The organism is Pseudomonas sp. WS 5412 (genome assembly GCF_012985615.1).
Lineage (GTDB): Bacteria > Pseudomonadota > Gammaproteobacteria > Pseudomonadales > Pseudomonadaceae > Aquipseudomonas > Aquipseudomonas shahriarae.
The window spans coordinates 1-18,230 of record NZ_JAARMB010000030.1; the positions used below are offsets into that span (position 1 = coordinate 1).

Genomic DNA, 18,230 nt, shown 5'->3' on the forward strand with positions numbered 1-18,230 from the left:
GTTGTACTTCGCCAAAATGGGGCTGGTCTCGCTGCGCAGCACTGTGCAGGGACTCCAGCGTATTAGTTGAACCGCCGTATGCGGAACCGCACGTACGGTGGTGTGAGAGGGCTGAGGGAAAAAAAAATCCCTCACCCTACTCGATTCTTCGCGTCAGCAGGCGAAGGCCAGCGCCTCGATCCGTGGGAGTTGTTCATCACGTCCAGGAGCGCGCCAGTTTGTCGGTAGCCACCTCGATCCGTGCGCCCCCCTGACAAATTGTCACCCCTCTACACACGCGGTTTCAGGGGCGCATCACCTGATCCGTGGGAGTTGTTCATCACGTCCAGGAGCGCGCCAGTTTGTCGGTGGCCACCTCGATCCGTGCGTCCCCCCTGACAAATTGTCACCCCCTCTACACACGCGGTTTCAGGGGCGCATTACCTGACCCGTGGGAGTTGTTCATCACGTCCAGGTTCACGCCAGGTCGGCCGGAGGCCTATTCCCGATCCCGCGCCGGCAGGTGTCGATAGAGAGTTGGCAACGATACCCCGATGGACATGGCCACCTCCTTGGCGTCCATCCCGTTGCTCAGCAACGTTTGTGCTGCCTCGGTTTTTGCTGGGGTCATTACCGGACGCCGGCCACCGACCTTTCCGCTACGCCTAGCGGCTTCCAGGCCGGCCCTGGTTCGCTCCAGGATCAATTCCCGCTCCATTTCCGCCATAGCGGCAAGGACGTGGAAGAAAAAGCGTCCAGCGGTTCCTTTGGTGTCGATACCGTCAGTGAGCGAACGAAGATCGACCTTCCGCGCATCAAGTTCGGCAGCAAGGTCAACCAGCCCTTTCATTGAACGACCAAGGCGATCCAGCTTCCACACGACGAGCGTGTCACCCTCGCGGGCGAAAGCCAGTGCATCTATCAGGCCGGCGCGGTCTAGTTTCTTCCCGCTGGCCTTATCGGTGAAAACCTTGTCGCATCCAGCCGCTTGTAGTGCGTCGAGCTGGAGGCGTATGTCGTTTTCAGAAGACGACCGCACCATCTGACTGGATGTAACGCCTGGTGTGCATACGGCTCCTGACAGCCCAATATCAGGAGTCGTCTGCACCAATCTCGACTATGCTCAATACTCGTGTGCACCAAAGCGAGGTTTGGGCATGACATCAGACACTCCACCGATTGCCGCGCAAGGCGTGGCCACCCTGCCCGACGAGGCATGGGCGCAAGCCCGGCACCGGACGGAAATCATCGGGCCACTGGCAGCGCTTGAGGTGGTCGGGCATGAAGCCGCCGATGAGGCAGCCCAAGCGCTGGGCCTGTCCCGGCGACAGGTATATGTCCTGATCCGTCGCGCCCGGCAGGGTACTGGCCTGGTAACAGACCTGACGCCCGGCCGATCCGGCGGCGGCAAAGGCAAGGGGCGCTTGCCGGAACCGGTCGAGCGCATCATCCGCGAGCTGCTGCAAAAGCGCTTCCTGACCAAGCAGAAACGCAGCCTGGCGGCGTTCCACCGCGAAGTCGCGCAGGCGTGCAAAACCCAGAAGCTGCCGGTGCCGGCGCGCAACACCGTGGCCCAGCGGATTGCCGGACTACACCCGGCGAAAATAGCCCGCAGCCGGGGCGGGCAGGACGCTGCCCGTCCCTTGCAAGGCGCGGGTGGCATTCCGCCCGAAGTCACCATGCCGCTGGAACAGGTGCAGATCGACCACACCGTCATCGACCTGATCGTGGTCGACGAGCGCGACCGGCAACCGATTGGCCGCCCATATTTGACCCTCGCCATCGACGTGTTCACGCGCTGCGTACTCGGCATGGTGGTCACGCTGGAAGCGCCGTCCGCCGTCTCGGTCGGCCTATGCCTCGCGCATGCCGCCTGCGACAAGCGGCCCTGGCTGGAAGGGCTGAATGTGGAAATGGACTGGCCGATGAGCGGCAAGCCCAGGCTGCTCTATCTGGACAACGCGGCCGAGTTCAAAAGCGAAGCGCTGCGCCGTGGCTGCGAACAGCATGGCATCCGGCTGGACTATCGCCCACCAGGCCAGCCGCACTACGGCGGCATCGTGGAACGGATCATCGGCACGGCGATGCAGATGATCCACGACGAATTACCGGGGACGACCTTCTCCAATCCCGGCCAGCGCGGCGAGTACGATTCCGAGAAGATGGCCACCCTGACGCTGCGCGAGCTGGAGCGCTGGCTCGCGTTGGCGGTAGGCACCTATCACGGCTCCGTGCACAACGGCCTGCTCCAGCCGCCGGCCGCGCGCTGGGCCGAGGCCGTGGAGCGCGTTGGCGTCCCGGCCGTCGTTACCCGCCCCACCGCGTTTTTGGTCGATTTCCTGCCGGTGATCCGCCGCACCCTGACCCGCACCGGCTTTGTCATCGACCACATCCACTACTACGCCGACGCCCTCAAGCCGTGGATTGCCCGGCGCGAGCGCTTGCCCGCCTTCCTGATCCGGCGCGATCCGCGCGACATCAGCCGCATCTGGGTACTGGAACCGGAAGGTCAGCACTATCTGGAGATCCACTACCGCACCTTGTCCCATCCGGCCGTCACCCTCTGGGAACAACGCCAGGCGCTGGCCAAATTGCGTCAGCTCGGGCGCGAGCAGGTGGACGAGTCGGCGCTGTTCCGCATGATCGGGCAGATGCGCGAGATCGTGACCACCGCCCAGAAGGCCACGCGCAAGGCGCGGCGCGACGCTGATCGCCGCCAGCACCTCAAGACGTCGGAGCCACCGGCCAAGCCCATACCGCCGGATGTGGACATGGCTGACCCGCAGGCAGACAACCTGCCGCCGGCCAAACCGTTCGATCAGATCGAGGAGTGGTAGCCGTGGACGAATATCCCGTCATTGACCTGTCCCACCTGCTGCCAGCGGCACAGGGTTTGGCCAGGCTGCCGGCAGACGAGCGCATCCAGCGCATTCGCGCCGACCGCTGGATCGGCTACCCGCGCGCGGTCGAGGCGCTGAACCGGCTGGAAACTCTGTATGCGTGGCCGAACAAGCAACGCATGCCAAACCTGCTGCTGGTCGGCCCCACCAACAACGGCAAGTCGATGATCGTCGAGAAATTCCGGCGGGCGCACCCGGTCGGCACCGACGCTGACCAAGAACATATCCCGGTGCTGGTCGTGCAGATGCCGTCAGAGCCATCGGTGATCCGCTTCTATGTCGCGCTGCTGGCTGCGATGGGCGCGCCGCTGCGCCCGCGCCCACGGCTGCCGGAAATGGAGCAACTGGCGCTGGCCCTGCTGCGCAAGGTCGGCGTGCGCATGCTGGTGATCGACGAACTGCACAATGTACTGGCTGGCAACAGCGTTAACCGGCGCGAGTTCCTCAACCTGCTGCGCTTCCTCGGCAACGAGCTGCGTATCCCCCTGGTCGGGGTCGGCACGCGCGAGGCGTACCTGGCCATCCGTTCGGACGATCAGTTGGAAAACCGCTTCGAGCCGATGCTGCTGCCGCCGTGGGAGGCCAATGAGGACTGCTGCTCGCTGCTGGCCAGCTTCGCGGCGTCACTCCCGCTACGGCGGCCATCCCCGATTGCCACGCTGGACATGGCCCGCTACCTGCTCACCCGGAGCGAAGGCACCATCGGCGAGCTTGCACATCTGCTGGTGGCGGCGGCCGTCGCCGCCGTGGAGAGTGGCGAGGAAGCGATCAACCACCGCACGCTCAGCATGGCCGACTACATCGGCCCCAGTGAGCGGCGGCGACAGTTCGAGCGGGAACTGATGTGAAGTCCGCGCCGCGCTGGCCGCTGCATCCGGCACCCAAGGAAGGCGAAGCCCTGTCCTCATGGCTCAACCGGGTCGCCGCCTGCTACCAGATGGACGTGCACGAGCTGCTGGCCCACGATCTTGGTCACAGCCAACTTGATGACCTGGATACCGCACCATCCTTGTCGTTGCTGACGGCGCTCTGCCAGCGCAGTGGCGTCGAGCTGGAGCGGTTGCGCAGCATGAGTCTTGCAGGCTGGGTGCCGTGGCTGCTCGACAGTCTCGACGATTCGGTACCAGCAGCCTTGGAAACCTATACATTCCAATGCGCGGTGCTCCTGCCCAAGCGCACCCGCAAGGTGCGGTCCATCACTCGCTGGCGTGCCTGGCTACCGAGCCAGACGATTCGCCGGGCGTGTCCGCAGTGTCTGAACGATCCAACGAATCAAGCTGTGCTACTCGTCTGGCAGCTCCCCTTGATGCTGAGCTGCCCGCAGCATGGCTGCTGGCTGGAGTCCTACTGGGGCATGCCCGGCCGGTATCTTCAGTGGGAAATCGCCGATGCTGCGCCGCGCCCTGCCGATGACGCAATCGCCTGCATGGACCGGCGCACCTGGCAGGCGCTGACGACGGGTTTTGTGGAGCTGCCGCGTCGGCGTGTCCACGCCGGCTTGTGGTTCCGGCTGCTGCGCACCCTGCTTGATGAGCTGAACACGCCGCTCTCGCACTGCGGCAGTTGCTCGGCGAGCATCCGCCATGTCTGGGAGCGCTGCGGCCATCCGCTGCGCGCCGGGCAGAGTCTGTGGCGTCCCTACGAGATTCTGGCCCCGGCGGTGCAGTGGCAGATGCTGGAGGCGGCGGCCACCGCCATCACGCTGATCGAGTCAAAGGCGCTGATCCCGCGCGGGGAACAGGCCGCGCTGTTTCAGACGGAGCCGCACACTGGTTTCACCAACGGCCTGCCGGCGAAGGTGCCGAAGCCGGAACCCATCAACCACTGGCAACGAGCAGCCCAGGCCATCGATGAGGCCATCATTGAAGCGCGACACAACCCGGAGACGGCCCGCTTGCTGTTCACACTGGCGTCCTACGGGCGACGCGACCCCGAATCCCTGGAACGTTTGCGCGCCACGTTCACCAAGGAGGGCATCCCGCCGGAGTTTTTGTCACATTACGAGCCTGAATGGCCGTTTGCAGGTCTTAGACTAAATGACGGGTTAAGTGACAGTTTTTGACGGCGAGAACTTTCTGGCTCACACTGTCACATAATCGAACGTATATGTGACAGGTACGACATGCTGATAGGCTACATGCGGGTATCGAAGGCGGACGGCTCCCAGGCTACCGATTTGCAGCGCGACGCGCTGATTGCCGCCGGGGTCGATCCAGTACATCTTTACGAGGACCAGGCATCCGGCATGCGCGAGGATCGGCCCGGCTTGACGAGCTGCCTGAAGGCGTTGCGAACTGGCGACACACTGGTCGTGTGGAAACTGGATCGGCTCGGACGCGACCTGCGACATCTCATCAACACCGTGCACGACCTGACTGGGCGCGGCATCGGCTTGAAGGTATTAACCGGGCACGGCGCGGCCATCGACACCACGACCGCCGCCGGCAAGCTGGTCTTTGGCATCTTCGCCGCCCTGGCCGAGTTCGAGCGCGAGTTGATCGCGGAGCGCACGATTGCCGGCCTAGCCTCGGCCCGCGCGCGCGGGCGGAAAGGCGGCCGGCCGTTCAAGATGACCGCCGCCAAGCTGCGGCTGGCGATGGCGGCAATGGGTCAGCCAGAGACCAAGGTCGGCGACCTGTGCCAGGAACTTGGCGTCACGCGGCAGACCCTGTATCGGCATGTTTCACCCAAGGGTGAGCTACGTCCAGATGGCGAGAAGCTACTCAGCCGAATTTGATGCCGGCATGAGGCAACGTAGCGACAGCGTGGTTTGTCTCAATGGGAAGCGCTCATGATCGATCTTTGAAGGCCCGCAGCAGTCGTGTCACAGACAGGACGAACAAACCGGTCAGCGTGAGGGCTGCGATACCCCAGTACTCTCCGATGAACGCGCCGGCCGTCGTGCCGGCCAGCACAATGGCGAGAATCGGCAAATGGCAGGGACAGGTGAGCACGGCCAGCGCGCCCCACAGGTAGCCGGTGATCGGTTTGTGCGTCTCGGACGGCAAGCGCTCGGGGCTGTTCATGGCAGACTCTCCGCGTGCTGTGCCGGCTCGGTCGGCATGGTGGCCAACTGCACCTCCAGATCGGCCAACGCTTCGCGCCGACGCTCGACGAACTGGCGCAGAACGGCAAGCTGCGCGGCCGCTTCATCGCCGTCCGCAGCATCCAGCGCCCGGCACAGCCGCGCCAGCGCGTCCAGGCCGATGCCCGCCTCGAAGGCCGCCCGCACGAAGCACAGCCGTTGCAAGGCGGCATCATCGAACAGGCCATAGCCGCCCGGGGTGCACGCCACCGGACGCAGCAATCCGCGCAGCAGGTAGTCGCGCACGATATGCACGCTCACCCCGGCATCAAGGGCCAGCCGGGACACGGTGTAGGCGCTCATTGAAAACCTCCTTTTTTTATCCAGCGCAGCAGGAAAGCTGCTTCACGTCCTTGTTGAAGGTCTGCGCCGCAAGCTTCAACCCCTCGACCATTGTCAGGTAGGGGAACAACTGGTCGGCCAGTTCCTGCACCGTCATGCGGTTGCGGATGGCGAGCACCGCCGTCTGGATCAGTTCGCCCGCTTCCGGGGCCACCGCCTGCACGCCGATGAGCCGTCCGCTACCTTCCTCGATGACCAGCTTGATGAAGCCGCGTGTGTCGAAGTTGGCAAGCGCTCGCGGAACGTTGTCGAGTGTCAGCGTGCGACTGTCGGTCTCGATGCCATCGTGGTGCGCTTCCGCCTCGCTGTAGCCCACGGTGGCGACTTGCGGGTCGGTGAACACCACTGCCGGCATCGCGGTCAGATTGAGGGCTGCGTCGCCGCCGGTCATGTTGATCGCGGCACGGGTGCCGGCGGCCGCTGCCACGTAGACGAACTGCGGCTGGTCGGTGCAGTCGCCGGCCGCGTAGATGTTCGGGTTGCTCGTGCGCATGCCTTGGTCGATAACGATGGCCCCTTGCGCATTGACAGTGACCCCCGCCGCGTCCAGCGCGAGGCTGCGCGTATTCGGTGCCCGACCGGTGGCAACCAGCAACTTGTCAGCGCGCAATTCACCGTGTCCGGTGGTCAGCACGAATTCGCCGTTCACATGGGCGACCTGGCTGGCTTGCGTGTGCTCCAGCACCTCGATGCCCTCGGCGCGGAAAGCGGCTGTCACGGCCTCGCCGATGGCCGGGTCTTCCCGGAAGAACAAGGTGCTGCGTGCCAGGATCGTGACCTGGCTGCCGAGCCGGGCAAAGGCTTGCGCCAGTTCCAACGCCACCACCGACGAACCGATCACGGCCAGGCGTGCGGGAATGGTGTCGCTGACAAGCGCTTCGGTGGAAGTCCAGTAGGGTGACTCTTTCAGGCCCGGAATCGGCGGCACGGCCGGACTGGCACCGGTGGCGACCAGGCAGCGGTCGAACGTTACCTCGCGCTCGCCACCCTCGTTCAAACGGACGACCAGGCTCTGGTCGTCCTTGAAACGCGCTTCACCGTGCAAAACGGTGATGGCTGGATTGCCGTCCAGGATGCCTTCGTATTTGGCGTGCCGCAGTTCATCGACACGGGCCTGCTGCTGGGCCAGCAGTTTGCTGCGGTCAATCGCAGGCACAGTTGCCGCAATACCGCCGTCGAACGGACTTTCCCGGCGCAGATGGGCAATATGGGCAGCGCGGATCATGATCTTGGACGGCACACAGCCGATATTGACGCAGGTGCCGCCGATGGTGCCGCGTTCGATCAGCGTGACCGTCGCGCCTTGCTCGACGGCCTTCAGCGCCGCCGCCATCGCGGCCCCGCCGCTGCCAATGATGGCGATATGCAAACCGGCGCCCTCAAGTGCATCACGGATTTTTGGTTCATCTTTGAAATCACCAACCCGGATCGAGCCTTGATAACCCAATGCGGCGATGGCGGCCAGCAGTTGGTTGTGGCTCACGGCGGTGTCTGCCATGACTTGCGCGCGGCTTTCTGGATAGGACACCACAGCGGCATTCACGCCGGGAATCTTTTCCAAAGCATCTTTGACATGGGTGGCGCAGGATGTGCAGGTCATGCCATTCACGGTGATTTCGGTCATTTTTTTACTCCATTGAATTTCGGGGTGCAGCAGGCATCGGCTTGGCGTTTTCGTTGGATGGCGTAGATGGTCAAGCCGATGAAAATCGCCAGCGCAGGCAGCAGCACATAGTCCAGATAGCCGGTCAGCGCGGACAAGCCGACCACACCGAGCAAAATGACCAGAACAGGGGTGAAGCAACACAGCGCCACGAGGGTTGTGCCAATGATGCTGACCCGCAGCAGTGTCTTCGGGTCTTTCATGATCAGTTCTTGACTGATGATGGGTAGCCCGCATCCTCGGTAGCCTTGGTCAGTTTCTGCACGCTGGTCTTGGCATCATCGAAGGTGACCACCGCTTCGCGCGTCTCGAAGGTCACGTCAACTTTACTGACGCCATCGACCTTGGAAATCGCCTTCTTGACAGTGATCGGACAGGCCGAGCAGGTCATGCCCGGTACGGACAGCGTAACGGTCTGGGTGGCGGCCCACACGGGGGCAACAACGGCAGCGAGGGCAAGGGCGGAAAGCAGCTTTTTCATGGTGAACTCCTGTGATCAATAGAAAAATGGCACGACGTAGGGAAATCCGAGCGCGACCAAAACCAGCACGGCCACGCCCCAGAAAATGAGCTTGTAAGTAGCTCGCACTTGGGGAATCGCGCAAACCTCACCCGGTTTGCAGGCGGCTGACGGCCGGTAGATGCGCCGCCAGGCGAAGAACAACGCCACCAGCGCCACGCCGATAAAGATGGGGCGATAGGGTTCCAACACCGTCAAGTTGCCGATCCAAGCGCCGCTGAACCCCAAGGCGATCAGAACCAGCGGCCCGAGGCAGCAAGCCGAGGCGAGGATGGCGGCCAGCCCGCCAGTGAAGAGCGCGCCGCGCCCGTTTTGAGGTTCAGACATACGTTTGTCCTTTCGAATCTGAATTGGATAGCTTAAGCTTACTTCCGTAGTTATGTACGGAGTCAAGCGATATGGAAAACAATTTGGAGAACCTGACCATTGGCGTTTTCGCCAGGACGGCCGGGGTCAATGTGGAGACCATCCGGTTCTATCAGCGCAAGGGCTTGCTCCCGGAACCGGACAAGCCTTACGGCAGCATTCGCCGCTATGGCGAGACGGATGTAACGCGGGTGCGCTTCGTGAAATCAGCCCAGCGGTTGGGCTTCAGCCTGGATGAGATCGCCGAGCTGCTGCGGCTGGAGGATGGCACCCATTGCGAGGAAGCCAGCAGCCTGGCCGAGCACAAGCTCAAGGACGTGCGCGAGAGGATGGCTGACCTGGCGCGCATGGAGGCCGTGCTGTCTGATTTGGTGTGCGCCTGCCATGCGCGGAAGGGGAACGTTTCCTGCCCGCTGATTGCGTCACTGCAAGGGAAGAAAGAACCGCGCAGTGCGGACGCGGTGTAGCCCGAGGGAACTACGCCTTAGCGTGCTTTATTTTCCGTTTTCTGAGGCGACTCCAACGTCAGAAAAGACCGTGCGGTCGACTTTTGATATTTCGTGCTGTCGCCTTCTGAAAGTGACACGCGGCACGGGAATCAAGGCATTGCGATTCTCGAAAATAGTTCTTGAAATTCTATTCTTGATTGCATATCATCTCAACGAGTTTCGATAAGAAAGGATGCCCATGCGACCGTCTGTTGTGCTTGACATGAAGCGAAGCGCAGTGCGTGAAGCGGTAGGCCGCTTTCGCGCCGCGAACCCGCGCGTCTTCGGCTCGGTGCTGCATGGCACCGACCGGGATGGCAGCGACCTCGACCTGTTGGTCGATGCGCTGCCCGGTGCCACGTTGTTGGACTTGGGCGATTTGGAAGAAGAACTGAAATCGCTGCTCGGCGTTGACGTCGATCTGCTGACTCCCGGCGACCTGCCGCCGAAGTTCCGGGCCAAGGTGCTCGCGGAGGCGCAACCGATATGAGCGAGAACCGCCTGCCCGATTACCTCGACCACATTCAGCAGGCCGCAACCGATGCGCGCAGCTTCGTGGAAGGGATGGCCAAGGACGACTTCTTGGCCGACAAGCGCACCCAGCAGGCCGTCATCATGAGCCTGATCGTCATCGGCGAGGCGGCCACAAAGGTGATGGATGGCTACGTCGAGTTCACCCAGGCGCATGCCGACGTGCCGTGGCGCAGCATGCGCAATATGCGTAATCGCATGGCTCACGGCTATTTCGACATCAACCTCGATGTGGTGTGGGAGACGGTACAGGAATGGCTGCCGGCGTTGCTCCAGCAATTGCCCGCCGTGCGTCAGGATGCCGACGATGAAGACCGTAACGACAAAGGCATGGAGCCATGACCAATCAAGCCGCCGATGTTCGGCCCCTCTGGCGTGTTCGATCCCGCGACCTATGAGCCGCGCTCGGGCAAGACCTTCTGGATGGCCGCAACGGACGTGAGTTCGCTGGTGGGCAAGGAGGCAGCAGCCGACACGCTCATCGGCAACTGCACGACCGCACGACCAGCCTCCCGTTCAAATTCGAGTTAGAACTCATATCCAGCCTGTCTGGGGGCACTGTGAAAGAGGGATCTCCGATGACTGTTGAATCGAGAATATTTTCTGTAGCCGAGTATGTTCAGCCGTCCGAAGGCGAGCCTATTCGTTCCGTTGTGCTTGAAACCCGAGACTCAATTATCGTGGTTTGGCATGTCCATCCCGGGCAGGAAATTGCGGCTCACATTCATCCTCACGGCCAAGACACGTGGACTGTTTTGTCGGGAATGGCTGATTACTTTCAGGGCAATGGGATTGTTCGTGCCCTCAGGGAAGGTGAGATAGCCGTGGCAAGACCGGGCCAAGTGCACGGGGCGCGAAATACAGGTACCGAGCCATTTGTGTTCGTCTCGGTTGTGGCATCAGCCAATGCCGGTTTCGTATTGGCTGAGCGATAGAGCCCAATCTCTGGAGTTGGTCCAATGAGCGGTCGGGGAGATAGGTAACAGACATGCAGCGGACACGGCTGCTAAACCAGGTCGCAAACCTCCTTGCGTCGCAGCGTGCCGCAAGCGACGCGATCAATCGAATGGGGTCGGCATGAGACTGAACACCATCCAGTTCCCGACCGCGTAGCCGCCTGTCCTGCCGATCAGGTCTTGACCATCGACGCCTGGGATCAGTCCTGAATGTTCTTGGAGACCACTACGTTATGAGCCGCAGCCGCCGCAAAACACCCATCGTCGGGCACACGACCTGCGGCAGCGAGCGCGAGGACAAGAAGCTCTGGCATCAGCGCTGGCGCACCCGTGAGCGCACGGCGCTGACCAGCGCGTCGCCCGAAGCCCTGAGCGCCCATCTGCCCCTGCTGGAAAACCAGGCCAGCAGCGTCTGGTCGATGGGCAAGGATGGCCGCTCCTACTGGCCCGTCAAGCGCCAGGCCGCCACGGCGGATCGCATCGCCAATCACAAGGGACGCAACCCGCAAGAACGCGCCTCCCTGAAAAAGCGCCTGCTGCGCAAGTGGATGAGCAAATGAAGCTCTCCTTCCATCAGCACATTGCGCTGTTCTGGATGATCGGTGCTCCGGGCGTCTTCGCGCCCGTGATCGAGAACGCCAAGCGGCCCGATGCCGGCGCCGTCATGGCGTGGGGTGTCGCGATCGTGGCGGTGATGATCCTCTTCACCCCTTTGCTGCTGCGCTGTCCACCATTCCGGCGCTGGTATGGCCGGACGGATGCGCTGTCGGAGCGGCAGCGCCAGGCGCTTGCCGAGCGCGGCCTGCGCCGCTACTACCAGACCGCTTTCGATGACGGCTACGTGCCCCGCGTGATGCCCTACGTGTGGCGCATCATCTGGACGGTCGGCGGGTTGATGGCTGTGACCGCCGTACTGCCTACCAACACCGGACGGCCAGCCTTCGATGCCTTGGTGGTCTTCTCGACCTGGTATCCGATAGGCGTGATGCTGCTGGTTTTCGCGTCGAGGCCCCTTGGCCGGTTGATTCGCCAAAGAGCACAGGAGCGGCGGAAATGAGCACGTCAACCATCGAGGCGCTGGCCAGCGCCTGGGCAAGGATTGCCGAGGAAGCGGAATTCCCCGCTGACTACGAGGGGACTGCCACACCACAAGCGCATCGGGCTAGCGAAGCTATTCAGGAGCAGATTCGGGAGCGCATCGTCGCCACCAACGACATGCGGCTGTTCAGCCTGCTGCACCTGCTGGGTCAGGCGTCGCTGCGCATGGAGCAAGCGCTGTGGCCGGAGGATTACGAGCGGATGACGCGCGAGGTTGAGGAAGCCCTGCGGCAAGCCACCGACGCCAACGCCAGATCGTACACCCACGAAGAAGTGATGCAGGCGATGCAGGAACGCATCGACCGGGCGCGAGACAAGCCATGTTGATTGGCTATGCGCGCGTCTCGACGCAGGATCAGAACCTGGAGCTGCAACGCGAAGCCTTGAGCAAGGCCGGATGTAAAAAGGTCTTCGAGGACAAGGTGAGTGGCACGCGGGCAGACCGGCCTGGCTTGGCCAAGACGCTCGAAATGCTGCGCGAAGGCGATACTTTGGTCGTCTGGAAGCTCGACCGGCTGGGCCGGTCGGTCAAGCAACTGGTCGATCTGGTCGGCGATCTGCACAAGCACGGTGTCCAGTTCAGGAGCCTCACCGACTCCATCGACACCGGCACACCATCCGGGCGGTTCTTCTTCCACGTCATGGCGAGCCTTGCCGAAATGGAGCGCGAGCTGACCGTCGAGCGCACCCGCGCCGGGCTGGAAGTCGCCAAGCAGCTCGGCCGCAAAGGCGGCCGCAAGCCGAAGATGACCGACAGCAAGATCGAGTCGGCCAAGAAGCTGCTGGCCAGCGGGGTGCCGCCCAAGGACGTGGCCAAGAACCTCGGCGTGTCCATTCCGACGCTGTACCGCTGGGTGCCAGCCTCCACGCACGCTTAGCGTGCTTTATTTTCCGTTTTCTGAGACGACCCCATGCTCACCATTGTTCGACGCAGCCACGCCCTGGCCGCGCTGCTGTTTGCTGGATTGCTGGGGGTTTCACTGGCGTCATTGGCCAACGAAGCGGTTGACACACGCAGCACCGTGACCGATTTGCTCGGGCGCAAGGTCAAGGTAAACCTGCCAGTCAAACGGGTGATTCTCGGCGAAGGCCGCCAGTTGTACCTGGTGGCGGCGCTGGACACGCAAAACCCCATCGAGCGTATCGTCGGCTGGCGCAAGGACCTCATCCAGTCCGATCCCGACACCTACAACGCCTACCTGCGCAAGTTTCCGGGCATTGCCGACATCCCCACCTTCGGCGGGTTTGAAGACGGCACCTTCGACATCGAGCAAGCGATCTCGCAGCGCCCCGATGTGATTGTCCTCAATATCGAGGCCCAGCACGCGACCGAAGATGCGCGCTACATCGAGAAGCTCGACGCCCTGGGCATTCCCGTGGTGTACGTCGACTTTCGCAACTACCCGATGCAGAACACCGAGCCGACCATGCGCCTGTTCGGCCAATTGTTCGGCAAGGAGCAACGCGCCGAAGCGTTCATCGCGTTCCGCAACCAGCAGATTCGCCGGGTCACCGACGTGATTGCCGCGCACCAACCTGCGCGCCCCAAGGTGTTCATCGAGCGCATCGGCGGCTACACCGACGATTGCTGCCTGAGCTTTGGCAACGAGAACTTTGGCCGCTTCGTCGAAATGGCCGGCGGCGACAACATCGCCAGGGACATCATCCCCACGACCTTCGGCCAGTTGAACGCCGAGCAGGTGATCGTCGCCAACCCTGACCAGATTGTCGTGACCAGCGCCAACTGGGAAGCCTTCGCCCCGGGCGGGCATTGGGTGGGTGTGGGTCCGGGCGCGGACATGGCCGAGGCCCGACGCAAACTGGCCTGGTACACCGGTCGCCCGGCCTATGCCGGAATCAAGGCGCAGGACAGCCAGGCCTTCCACGCCATCTGGCACCAGTTCTACAACAGCCCCTATCAGTTCGTGGCCATCCAGCAACTGGCCAAATGGTTTCATCCGACGCTGTTTGCAGACCTCGATCCGCAAGCCGCGTTTCGCGAGTTGCATGAGCGCTTCCTGCCGGTGCCCTACGAGCCTGGCTATTTCGTCAGCCTGGGCGAACCCGAGATCAAGCCATGAATGCGATCAACGATACGATGGTCCAGCGCGACACCTACCGCCGCCTGGTGGTGCGCAAACGCCTGATCCTCGGCGCCCTGACGCTGCTGTTGTTGGGCAGTGTGTTGCTTGACCTGGCCCTGGGCCCGGCCAGCTACAGCCTGGGCGAAGTGCTCGGTGCGCTGCTTTCACCGGACAGCGCCGCGCCGCAGGTGCGGGTGGTGATGTGGGATATTCGCCTGCCCGTGGCACTGATGGCGGTCGCCGTGGGCGCGGCGTTATCGCTGGCCGGGGCGCAGATGCAGACCATCCTCAACAACCCGTTGGCCAGCCCGTTCACCCTGGGCATTTCCGCGGCAGCCAGTTTCGGCGCCGCCATGGGGCTGGCGTTCGGTGTGGCGCTGTTTCCGCTGGCAGCGCAGTACATGGTGCCGGCCAACGCGTTCATCATGGCCATGCTCTGCGCCCTGCTGATCCACTTCTTGAGCCTGCGCCGTGGCGTCACCGCCGAAACCATCGTGCTGCTCGGCATTGCCCTGGTGTTCACGTTCAACGCGTTGCTCGCACTCGTGCAGTTTTTTGCCACCGAGCAAGCCGTGGCCGCCGTCGTGTTCTGGACCATGGGCAGCCTGACCAAGGCGACCTGGCCCAAGCTGGGCGTGATCTGTGTGGTGATCCTGATCACCCTGCCGATTTTCGCCAGGCGCACCTGGGCGCTCACCGCCCTGCGGCTGGGGGATGACAAGGCGGCCAGCTTCGGTATCAACGTGCGCAGCCTGCGTTTCCAGACGCTGATCATGGTCAGCCTGCTCGCTGCGTTTCCCGTGGCCTTCGTCGGCACCATCGGCTTTATCGGGCTGGTCGGCCCGCACATCGCGCGGATGCTGATTGGCGAAGACCAACGTTTCTTCCTGCCGGCCTCGTTGCTCACCGGCGCACTGATCCTGTCGGCGAGTTCGGTGGTCAGCAAAACCCTGATCCCCGGCGCGATTTTCCCCATCGGCGTGGTCACGTCCCTGATCGGCGTACCGTTCTTTATCTCTCTGATTCTCGGCGCAAAGAAAAACTCATGGTAACGATCCAGCTGCAAGACCTCGGCGCCAGCTATGGCCAGCGCACGATCATCAGCGGTGTGACCACCACCGAGTTTGTCGGCGGCCAGGTGGTCGCCGTGGTCGGGCCCAATGCCGCAGGTAAATCGACCCTGTTCAAACGCATGGCAGGGCTGATCGACGGGCCCGGCGAGGTAAAGCTGCAAGGCGCGGAAAAAGGCATGAAAGGCATCAGCTACATGCCCCAGGGCCTCAACGCCAGCGCCCGTTTGACCGTGTACGAATCGGTGCTGCTGGCGCGCAAGCAACTGACACCGGGTTGGGTGGTCCACGATGACGAACTGAAACTGGTCGATGAGATCCTCGACGCCCTGGGCATTACGCCGCTGTCATTCCGCAACCTGGGTGAACTCAGCGGCGGCCAGCAACAACTGGTCTCAATCGCCCAGACGCTGGTGCGCGAACCGCAGATCCTGCTGATGGACGAGCCCACCAGCGCCCTCGACATGCACCGCCAGGTCCAGGTGCTGAACTTCATGCGCGACCTGGCGCGAAAGCGCGAAGTCATCGTGTTCATCGCCATCCATGACCTGAACCAGGCCTTGCGCTTCGCCGATCAGGTGCTGGTCATCGCCGATGGCACCGCTCAGGGCAGCGGCCCGAGCCATGAAGTGATCAACGAGCAGATGCTGCGCGCGGTGTACAAGGTCGAGGCGCGCATCGAACGCTGCAGCCGTGGGCAGCACCATATCCTGATCGACGATATCGTCTGAACCGCTACGGCTGCAGCCCTTCCAGCGCCGTGCCGACCGCTTCCAGTAGCAAGTGCGCATGCTCCTGTTCGAAGGCCAGCAGCGGGCGAATCTTCAGCACGTTTTCCAGCGGCCCGGCAGCACTGATCAATACGCCCTGCTCGCGCATCGCGTTGACCACCTGACGGGTCTGCGTGGCGGCAGGCGCTTTTGTGGCGCGATCGGTCACCAGCTCGACCCCCAGGAACATCCCGGCACCGCGCACATCGCCGATGATCGGGTAACGCTCGGCCAGCTCCCGCAACCCCGTCAACAGACATTCACCCAGGGTGTGCGAGCGCTGCTGCAACTGTTCGTCACGGATGACGTCCAGCACGGCCTGCCCCGCTGCGCAGGACACCGGGTTGCCGCCAAAGGTGTTGAAGTAGCGCATGTTCTGGCCAAAGTGATCGACCACTTGCGCTCGACCGACCAGGCCGGCGATGGGGTGGCCGTTGCCCATCGGCTTGCCCAGGGTCAGGAGGTCGGGGCGCACGTCGTGCCGCTGGAAACCCCACATGTTCAGGCCAGTGCGGGCGAAGCCGGACTGGACTTCATCGGCGATGTACAACAGGCCTTCGGCCTGGGCCAATGCGATCCCTTCGGCGATGCAGCCGGTTGGGCCCGCAAAGACGCCATCGCTGGCGAAAATGCCGTCGAGCAGGATCGCCGCCGGACGAATGCCGTGTTTGCGCAGGTCATCGATGGCCGCACGGACGTCAGCCACGAAGGTCGAGGCCACTTGATCCGCACCCAGCCGATAAGCATCGGGGGCGCGAACGGTGCGCACGTGGGGTGGCAGAACCATGCTCGGGCCGAGCGACGGAGAAAGCTCGGCGATATCACCCGTGACGCCATGATACGCGAAGCGGGTGATGATCACGCCGGTGCCGCCGGTAAACTGTTTGGCGATGCGCAACGCCAGATCGTTGGCCTCGCTGCCGGTGCACGTAAACATGACCCGCTCGAGGTACTCGGGAAAGGTGCCCAGCAGTTGCTCGGCGTAATCGAGCATGCCCTCCTGCAAGTAGCGAGTGTGGGTGTTGAGTTGCCCGGCCTGCCGGCTGATCGCCTCGACCACCCGGGGATGACAATGCCCCACCGACGCCACGTTATTGTAGGCATCCAGATACCGCCGGCCTTGTTCGTCGTACAGCCACACGCCCTCGCCGCGCACCGTGTGCAAGGGGTGTTCGTAGAACAGTCGATAGGCCGGGCCGAGCAACCGTGCCCGGCGTTCGACAAGGCGTTTTTCCTTGTCTGACAGGCGATCGGCATCTTCAGAAGTGAAACCGTTGATCATGCTCATGCGCCAACCTCCTGGGTGCAAGCGGCAAGGATTCTGTCGTGGATCTCGGCGGGTGCCATTGCGGACAATCCCGCCAGGGCATCCTGGGCGCGGTATGAGTTGCGCAGGATGTACTCGCGATTGTCCGGGTGCAGGTCGGCCCGCCAATAATTGATGCACAACGACAACGCCAGGCGTGTGGAGATCAGCACCGGCAGCAGTTGCAATTCTTCGCCGGTGAGGGGATTGACCTGGTGATAGGCGCGGATCATGTCCAGCGCCGGGGCCAGGACGTCGCCCGCCACCCCCAATTGGTACGATGCCGCGACCGCGACCTCGTTGACCAACGGCGCGTGGACCATGTCGCCAAAATCCAGGATGTTGCGCAACACATCGGGCTGATCCGGATCGACGATGATGTTGTGCGGGTTCATGTCGTTATGGATCACCTGGTGGCGCAGCGTGGCGCACTTGCCCAGTACCTGGGATTCGAAGCGGTCCAGGCTGTGTTCGATCCGGTCGCGACGAACGCCCGGCTCGATGTGTTTCAGCCGGGGCCTGAGGCGCTGGGCGTGTTGCATGTCCCACAGCAGGACGTGCCCGGCAGCGGGATGGCTGAAGCCGTCCAGGGCCAGGTCGAACCGGGCGAGCGCTTGGCCCAGGTTCTGCCTGAAATTCACCGATGTGTGGGCGACGCGGTGCAGCGGCAAGCCGTCAACGAAGGACAGGAGACGGACCAACATGCGCTGGCCTTCGATTTCGACCGGCTCCACGAATCGCCCGCCGAGTGATGCAAAGACACGCTGCACCGGCAACGCCGGATCGTTACGCTCGATCTGGAGCATGGCCTGGTTATGGAAGTCCACGACCTGCGGGTTTTCCAATGGATGCGACAACTTGAACAGACGCGACGTACCGTCCGCGAGCATGACCCGGAAATTGAGGTCGCGCTCGCCGCCCAGTTGCTCGAGTTTTCCGCTGATCGCGTAGTGCTGCGCAAGGACCCCAAGGACCTGCCCGTCACTGACACGGGCAGGGGCCGCCTCCAGCAGACAGGGTTGCGCCGATACTTTCTCAAGCGGCATTGTTCATGACTCCTCGCTTCGGTGAT

General features: G+C 62.9%; 24 protein-coding genes. 15 read left to right on the forward strand and 9 right to left on the reverse strand.

Annotation, left to right across the window (positions count from 1 at the left end):
* Positions 1-478: 478 nt before the first annotated feature.
* The gene (locus HBR94_RS26310; protein ID WP_169907648.1) at positions 479-1,021 is read right to left on the reverse strand and encodes a recombinase family protein; all 543 of its coding nucleotides are present in this window, start codon (positions 1,019-1,021) and stop codon (positions 479-481) included.
* 115 nt (positions 1,022-1,136) lie between these two features.
* On the opposite strand from HBR94_RS26310, the gene HBR94_RS26315 reads away from it, so the two are divergent.
* From HBR94_RS26315 to HBR94_RS26330, 4 genes are read left to right on the forward strand one after another with little or no spacing between them, the layout of a single operon-like run.
* Positions 1,137-2,816, forward strand: coding sequence for a DDE-type integrase/transposase/recombinase (locus HBR94_RS26315; protein ID WP_003465068.1), 1,680 nt, complete (start codon positions 1,137-1,139; stop codon positions 2,814-2,816).
* Positions 2,817-2,818: 2 nt separating this feature from the next.
* Positions 2,819-3,727 carry a TniB family NTP-binding protein gene (locus HBR94_RS26320; RefSeq protein WP_003465065.1) on the forward strand — a complete coding sequence of 303 codons (909 nt, stop codon included), beginning with the start codon at positions 2,819-2,821 and terminating at the stop codon, positions 3,725-3,727.
* A complete protein-coding gene (locus HBR94_RS26325; protein ID WP_003465063.1) occupies positions 3,724-4,941 on the forward strand; it encodes a TniQ family protein in 1,218 nt (405 codons plus the stop codon). Before HBR94_RS26320 ends, HBR94_RS26325 begins: the two co-directional genes overlap by 4 nt.
* Before the next feature lie 60 nt (positions 4,942-5,001).
* Positions 5,002-5,616, forward strand: a complete 615-nt coding sequence (locus HBR94_RS26330; RefSeq protein WP_000904941.1) for a recombinase family protein — start codon at positions 5,002-5,004, stop codon at positions 5,614-5,616.
* Positions 5,617-5,668: 52 nt separating this feature from the next.
* Here the strand turns inward: HBR94_RS26330 and merE are convergent, their stop codons facing one another.
* Genes merE through merT form a run of 6 tightly spaced genes read right to left on the reverse strand, consistent with a single transcriptional unit; the run spans position 5,669 to position 8,816 of the window.
* Positions 5,669-5,905: a broad-spectrum mercury transporter MerE gene (gene merE, locus HBR94_RS26335; protein ID WP_001087809.1), complete on the reverse strand. Its 237-nt coding sequence runs from the start codon at positions 5,903-5,905 to the stop codon at positions 5,669-5,671.
* Positions 5,902-6,267: a mercury resistance co-regulator MerD gene (gene merD, locus HBR94_RS26340; RefSeq protein WP_003465059.1), complete on the reverse strand. Its 366-nt coding sequence runs from the start codon at positions 6,265-6,267 to the stop codon at positions 5,902-5,904. Before merD ends, merE begins: the two co-directional genes overlap by 4 nt.
* Before the next feature lie 16 nt (positions 6,268-6,283).
* Positions 6,284-7,930 (reverse strand): mercury(II) reductase, encoded by a 1,647-nt coding sequence (merA, locus tag HBR94_RS26345; protein ID WP_000136268.1) that lies wholly within the window; start codon positions 7,928-7,930, stop codon positions 6,284-6,286.
* Positions 7,927-8,172 carry a mercury resistance system transport protein MerF gene (gene merF / locus HBR94_RS26350; protein WP_000654684.1) on the reverse strand — a complete coding sequence of 82 codons (246 nt, stop codon included), beginning with the start codon at positions 8,170-8,172 and terminating at the stop codon, positions 7,927-7,929. Before merF ends, merA begins: the two co-directional genes overlap by 4 nt.
* Before the next feature lie 2 nt (positions 8,173-8,174).
* Positions 8,175-8,450 carry a mercury resistance system periplasmic binding protein MerP gene (gene merP, locus HBR94_RS26355; RefSeq protein WP_000735441.1) on the reverse strand — a complete coding sequence of 92 codons (276 nt, stop codon included), beginning with the start codon at positions 8,448-8,450 and terminating at the stop codon, positions 8,175-8,177.
* Positions 8,451-8,465: 15 nt separating this feature from the next.
* Positions 8,466-8,816 (reverse strand): mercuric ion transporter MerT, encoded by a 351-nt coding sequence (gene merT, locus HBR94_RS26360; RefSeq protein ID WP_001294667.1) that lies wholly within the window; start codon positions 8,814-8,816, stop codon positions 8,466-8,468.
* Between the two features lie 71 nt (positions 8,817-8,887).
* On the opposite strand from merT, the gene merR reads away from it, so the two are divergent.
* From merR to HBR94_RS26415, 11 genes are all read left to right on the forward strand, one after another.
* Positions 8,888-9,322, forward strand: coding sequence for an Hg(II)-responsive transcriptional regulator (gene merR / locus HBR94_RS26365; protein WP_000429838.1), 435 nt, complete (start codon positions 8,888-8,890; stop codon positions 9,320-9,322).
* Between the two features lie 220 nt (positions 9,323-9,542).
* Positions 9,543-9,833: a nucleotidyltransferase gene (locus HBR94_RS26370; RefSeq protein ID WP_001247892.1), complete on the forward strand. Its 291-nt coding sequence runs from the start codon at positions 9,543-9,545 to the stop codon at positions 9,831-9,833.
* Positions 9,830-10,216, forward strand: a complete 387-nt coding sequence (locus HBR94_RS26375; RefSeq protein ID WP_003100872.1) for a DUF86 domain-containing protein — start codon at positions 9,830-9,832, stop codon at positions 10,214-10,216. Before HBR94_RS26370 ends, HBR94_RS26375 begins: the two co-directional genes overlap by 4 nt.
* 236 nt (positions 10,217-10,452) lie before the next feature.
* Entirely contained in the window at positions 10,453-10,809 is a 357-nt protein-coding gene (locus HBR94_RS26380) for a cupin domain-containing protein (protein ID WP_003465043.1), read from the forward strand.
* Between the two features lie 254 nt (positions 10,810-11,063).
* Positions 11,064-11,390 (forward strand): hypothetical protein, encoded by a 327-nt coding sequence (locus tag HBR94_RS26385; protein ID WP_003100858.1) that lies wholly within the window; start codon positions 11,064-11,066, stop codon positions 11,388-11,390.
* The gene (locus tag HBR94_RS26390) at positions 11,387-11,887 is read left to right on the forward strand and encodes a hypothetical protein (protein WP_003100856.1); all 501 of its coding nucleotides are present in this window, start codon (positions 11,387-11,389) and stop codon (positions 11,885-11,887) included. Before HBR94_RS26385 ends, HBR94_RS26390 begins: the two co-directional genes overlap by 4 nt.
* The gene (locus tag HBR94_RS26395) at positions 11,884-12,255 is read left to right on the forward strand and encodes a hypothetical protein (protein ID WP_003100853.1); all 372 of its coding nucleotides are present in this window, start codon (positions 11,884-11,886) and stop codon (positions 12,253-12,255) included. The genes HBR94_RS26390 and HBR94_RS26395 overlap by 4 nt, the downstream gene beginning before the upstream one ends.
* Positions 12,249-12,806: a recombinase family protein gene (locus HBR94_RS26400; protein WP_003100847.1), complete on the forward strand. Its 558-nt coding sequence runs from the start codon at positions 12,249-12,251 to the stop codon at positions 12,804-12,806. Before HBR94_RS26395 ends, HBR94_RS26400 begins: the two co-directional genes overlap by 7 nt.
* 33 nt (positions 12,807-12,839) lie before the next feature.
* Positions 12,840-14,009, forward strand: a complete 1,170-nt coding sequence (locus tag HBR94_RS26405) for an ABC transporter substrate-binding protein (RefSeq protein WP_016487053.1) — start codon at positions 12,840-12,842, stop codon at positions 14,007-14,009.
* Positions 14,006-15,064 (forward strand): iron ABC transporter permease, encoded by a 1,059-nt coding sequence (locus tag HBR94_RS26410; RefSeq protein WP_016487052.1) that lies wholly within the window; start codon positions 14,006-14,008, stop codon positions 15,062-15,064. Before HBR94_RS26405 ends, HBR94_RS26410 begins: the two co-directional genes overlap by 4 nt.
* Positions 15,058-15,813, forward strand: coding sequence for an ABC transporter ATP-binding protein (locus HBR94_RS26415; RefSeq protein WP_016487051.1), 756 nt, complete (start codon positions 15,058-15,060; stop codon positions 15,811-15,813). Before HBR94_RS26410 ends, HBR94_RS26415 begins: the two co-directional genes overlap by 7 nt.
* Before the next feature lie 4 nt (positions 15,814-15,817).
* On the opposite strand, the gene HBR94_RS26420 is transcribed toward HBR94_RS26415, so the two are convergent.
* Complete coding sequence (locus tag HBR94_RS26420) at positions 15,818-17,140, reverse strand: aminotransferase class III-fold pyridoxal phosphate-dependent enzyme (RefSeq protein ID WP_016487050.1); 1,323 nt, start codon at positions 17,138-17,140, stop codon at positions 15,818-15,820.
* A complete protein-coding gene (locus HBR94_RS26425) occupies positions 17,137-18,204 on the reverse strand; it encodes a phosphotransferase (protein ID WP_016487049.1) in 1,068 nt (355 codons plus the stop codon). The genes HBR94_RS26420 and HBR94_RS26425 overlap by 4 nt, the downstream gene beginning before the upstream one ends.
* Between the last annotated feature and the right edge of the window lie 26 nt (positions 18,205-18,230).

What these genes read in the sequence shown, in the direction of transcription:
- merD (WP_003465059.1), bottom strand. Translation starts at nt 6,267, where the DNA reads ATGAGCGCCTACACCGTGTCCCGGCTGGCCCTTGATGCCGGGGTGAGC.
- HBR94_RS26395 (WP_003100853.1), top strand. Translation starts at nt 11,884, where the DNA reads ATGAGCACGTCAACCATCGAGGCGCTGGCCAGCGCCTGGGCAAGGATT.
- HBR94_RS26330 (WP_000904941.1), top strand. Translation starts at nt 5,002, where the DNA reads ATGCTGATAGGCTACATGCGGGTATCGAAGGCGGACGGCTCCCAGGCT.
- HBR94_RS26420 (WP_016487050.1), bottom strand. Translation starts at nt 17,140, where the DNA reads ATGAGCATGATCAACGGTTTCACTTCTGAAGATGCCGATCGCCTGTCA.
- HBR94_RS26415 (WP_016487051.1), top strand. Translation starts at nt 15,058, where the DNA reads ATGGTAACGATCCAGCTGCAAGACCTCGGCGCCAGCTATGGCCAGCGC.
- HBR94_RS26385 (WP_003100858.1), top strand. Translation starts at nt 11,064, where the DNA reads ATGAGCCGCAGCCGCCGCAAAACACCCATCGTCGGGCACACGACCTGC.
- merT (WP_001294667.1), bottom strand. Translation starts at nt 8,816, where the DNA reads ATGTCTGAACCTCAAAACGGGCGCGGCGCGCTCTTCACTGGCGGGCTG.
- HBR94_RS26425 (WP_016487049.1), bottom strand. Translation starts at nt 18,204, where the DNA reads ATGCCGCTTGAGAAAGTATCGGCGCAACCCTGTCTGCTGGAGGCGGCC.
- HBR94_RS26390 (WP_003100856.1), top strand. Translation starts at nt 11,387, where the DNA reads ATGAAGCTCTCCTTCCATCAGCACATTGCGCTGTTCTGGATGATCGGT.
- merA (WP_000136268.1), bottom strand. Translation starts at nt 7,930, where the DNA reads ATGACCGAAATCACCGTGAATGGCATGACCTGCACATCCTGCGCCACC.
- merF (WP_000654684.1), bottom strand. Translation starts at nt 8,172, where the DNA reads ATGAAAGACCCGAAGACACTGCTGCGGGTCAGCATCATTGGCACAACC.
- HBR94_RS26380 (WP_003465043.1), top strand. Translation starts at nt 10,453, where the DNA reads ATGACTGTTGAATCGAGAATATTTTCTGTAGCCGAGTATGTTCAGCCG.
- HBR94_RS26400 (WP_003100847.1), top strand. Translation starts at nt 12,249, where the DNA reads ATGTTGATTGGCTATGCGCGCGTCTCGACGCAGGATCAGAACCTGGAG.
- merR (WP_000429838.1), top strand. Translation starts at nt 8,888, where the DNA reads ATGGAAAACAATTTGGAGAACCTGACCATTGGCGTTTTCGCCAGGACG.
- HBR94_RS26375 (WP_003100872.1), top strand. Translation starts at nt 9,830, where the DNA reads ATGAGCGAGAACCGCCTGCCCGATTACCTCGACCACATTCAGCAGGCC.
- HBR94_RS26370 (WP_001247892.1), top strand. Translation starts at nt 9,543, where the DNA reads ATGCGACCGTCTGTTGTGCTTGACATGAAGCGAAGCGCAGTGCGTGAA.
- HBR94_RS26410 (WP_016487052.1), top strand. Translation starts at nt 14,006, where the DNA reads ATGAATGCGATCAACGATACGATGGTCCAGCGCGACACCTACCGCCGC.
- merE (WP_001087809.1), bottom strand. Translation starts at nt 5,905, where the DNA reads ATGAACAGCCCCGAGCGCTTGCCGTCCGAGACGCACAAACCGATCACC.
- HBR94_RS26315 (WP_003465068.1), top strand. Translation starts at nt 1,137, where the DNA reads ATGACATCAGACACTCCACCGATTGCCGCGCAAGGCGTGGCCACCCTG.
- HBR94_RS26405 (WP_016487053.1), top strand. Translation starts at nt 12,840, where the DNA reads ATGCTCACCATTGTTCGACGCAGCCACGCCCTGGCCGCGCTGCTGTTT.
- merP (WP_000735441.1), bottom strand. Translation starts at nt 8,450, where the DNA reads ATGAAAAAGCTGCTTTCCGCCCTTGCCCTCGCTGCCGTTGTTGCCCCC.
- HBR94_RS26310 (WP_169907648.1), bottom strand. Translation starts at nt 1,021, where the DNA reads ATGGTGCGGTCGTCTTCTGAAAACGACATACGCCTCCAGCTCGACGCA.